This is a genomic window from Dietzia sp. UBA5065 (genome assembly GCA_002415925.1).
Lineage (GTDB): Bacteria > Actinomycetota > Actinomycetes > Mycobacteriales > Mycobacteriaceae > Dietzia.
This window is the reverse complement of record DIAZ01000163.1, coordinates 667-2,867: the sequence shown is the minus strand read 5'-3', so window position 1 is coordinate 2,867 and position 2,201 is coordinate 667. Positions and strand designations below refer to the sequence as shown.

2 protein-coding genes are annotated in these 2,201 nt (G+C 70.1%); both read left to right on the top strand.

Translation table 11 applies throughout. The features are described 5' to 3' along the window. The first annotated feature begins 126 nt into the window (after positions 1–126). Entirely contained in the window at positions 127–1,713 is a 1,587-nt protein-coding gene (locus B4M60_RS13095; RefSeq protein ID WP_291084781.1) for an aspartate:alanine exchanger family transporter, read from the top strand. 35 nt (positions 1,714–1,748) lie between these two features. Further along, positions 1,749–2,201, top strand: a 453-nt coding sequence (locus tag B4M60_RS13090) for a glycerate kinase (protein WP_291084778.1), incomplete at its 3' end; no start/stop codon positions are given.

The following is a 2,201-nucleotide window of genomic DNA, read 5'->3' as shown; positions in this document are numbered from 1 at the left end:
GCAAGGGTATGCCGTCCGTCCACGAGGTCGGCGCTGCCGCAGATTCCTTTCGGTCGGGCCGACACCCCGGCGTCGGCTGGTGAACCGTTTACCGGGTGGAAACACGAACGTGGGAGGCTGGAGCACGTGCTTGACCTGCTTCGACTGATGTCCCAACAACCGATCCTCCTGCTGGCCGTCCTCCTCGGACTTGGCTCACTGCTCGGATCCTTCCGCTACAAGGGAGTCCACCTCGGTCCGGCCGCGGTCCTCTTCGGTGCCATTGCGATCTCCAGTCTCGGCACGGCATACGGGCTCAAACTCGAGATCCCCGAGGTGGTGGGGACCCTCGGGCTGGTCCTGTTCACCTACACCGTGGGGCTGACGTCCGGGCCTAACTTCTTCGCGTCCCTGCGCCGCGGCTGGATGGCGATGGTCGCCGTTGTCGGCGTCTTCGTCGTTGTCGGCATCGTCGGCGTCCTGGGCGGGCGCCTGCTCGGCCTCACCAGCCCCGTCATCGCCGGGACCTTTGCCGGTGCCCTCACCAACACGCCGGCGCTGGCGGCCGCCAGTGAACGGGCCGGGGACACCAGCGGACCGACGATCGGCTACTCCCTCGCCTACCTCTACGGCGTTGTCGCCATGCTCGTCACCGCCATGTTTGTCCTGCGCCGGGGGAACGACGAGCAGGCCCGGGAACCCCTGACCAACCTCACCGTGCGGGTCGACCTCGACGATCCGATCTGCGCCCACGAGATCGTCCAGGACAGTGGCGGCTCCGTCGTCTTCTCGCGCATCCAGCACGGCGAGGAGAACCCCATCGAGGTGATCGACGAGCACGAGATCCTGCAGCGCGATGACCTCGTCACGGTCGTTGGCCCCGCCGGTGCAGTCAGCAAGGTGGCCGAACGCCTCGGCCACCGGTCGTCCCACGCCCTGCAGGCGCACCGTCAGGACCTCGATTTCCGCCGGATCACGGTGTCCGAGCCCGCCCTCGCCGGGCGGTCGATCGCCGAGTTGGGGCTGGACTCACGCTTCGGCGCGGTGGCCACCCGGGTCCGTCGCGGCGACCTGGACCTGGTCGCGCACGAAGACTTCGTCCTGCAGATGGGCGACCGGGTGCGGGTGACCGCTCCGACCTCGCGGCTCAAGGAGGTCAGCGCCTTCCTCGGAGATAGCGAGCGCGGTCTGTCGGACATCAACCCCATCGGGTTCGCCTTTGGCCTGGCCATCGGTGTCGGCGTCGGCCTCATCCACATCCCGGCCCCTGGCGGCGGCTTCACCCTCGGCGCCGCGGCCGGAACCCTGCTCGTGGGGTTGGTGTTCGGCCGGCTGGTGCGGGTCGGGCCGCTCGTCGTGTCGATGTCCACCTCGTCGGCGACGTCCCTGTCGACGTTCGGGATGATCACCTTCCTCGCCTATGCCGGTTCCCGCGCCGGCGAGCGATTCGTCGGCTCGGTGACCTCCGACCTGGGGTGGAAGGTGCTCGTGCTCGGCGCGCTCCTCACCACGGCCGCCGCGGTCGCCATCACCGTGGTCGGCCGGACCGTCCTCAAGACGAACGCGCGACAGTTGGCGGGGGTCATCGCCGGCGCGCAGACCCAGCCGGCGGTGCTCGCCTTCGCCAACGACCGGACCGGATTCGACCCTCGCGTCGGGTTGGGCTACGCACTGGTCTACCCCGCCGCGATGATCGCCAAGATCCTCCTCGCTCAAGTGATCGCGGGCCTGTAGCCCGCCAACGCTCCGGTCATGGTGTGATGTCGCCCGTGCGTGTGCTCATCGCCCCGGAGGGGTATGCCGGTCTGCTCGCCCCTGCCGAGGCGGCTGCGGCGATCGCGCGCGGCTGGTCCTTGGGCGCCCCGCACGACAGCATCGAGGTGCTGCCGGTGTCGGACGGCGGGCCGGGCTTCATCGACACCGTGGCCAGGGCCTTGGGCGGCGAGGTGCAGGTGGTGATGGTCGATGACCCCTGGGGTCGCCCGACCCCGGCCACGATGCTCGTCAGCACGGACGGCGCCACGGTCTATCTCGAAGCCGCCCAAGCCGGCGGAGGACAGTTGCAGCAGCCCGGTTTCGGCGCCCCGGCCACCCAGGCCACCCACGGCCCCGATGGCACGGTCGGCGATGACCCCGCCGGCGCCAGCTCGGCCGGCGTGGGTGATCTGCTGGAGGCAGCGCTGCGCCTGCGCCCGGGCCGGATCGTCCTGGGCCTCACCGGA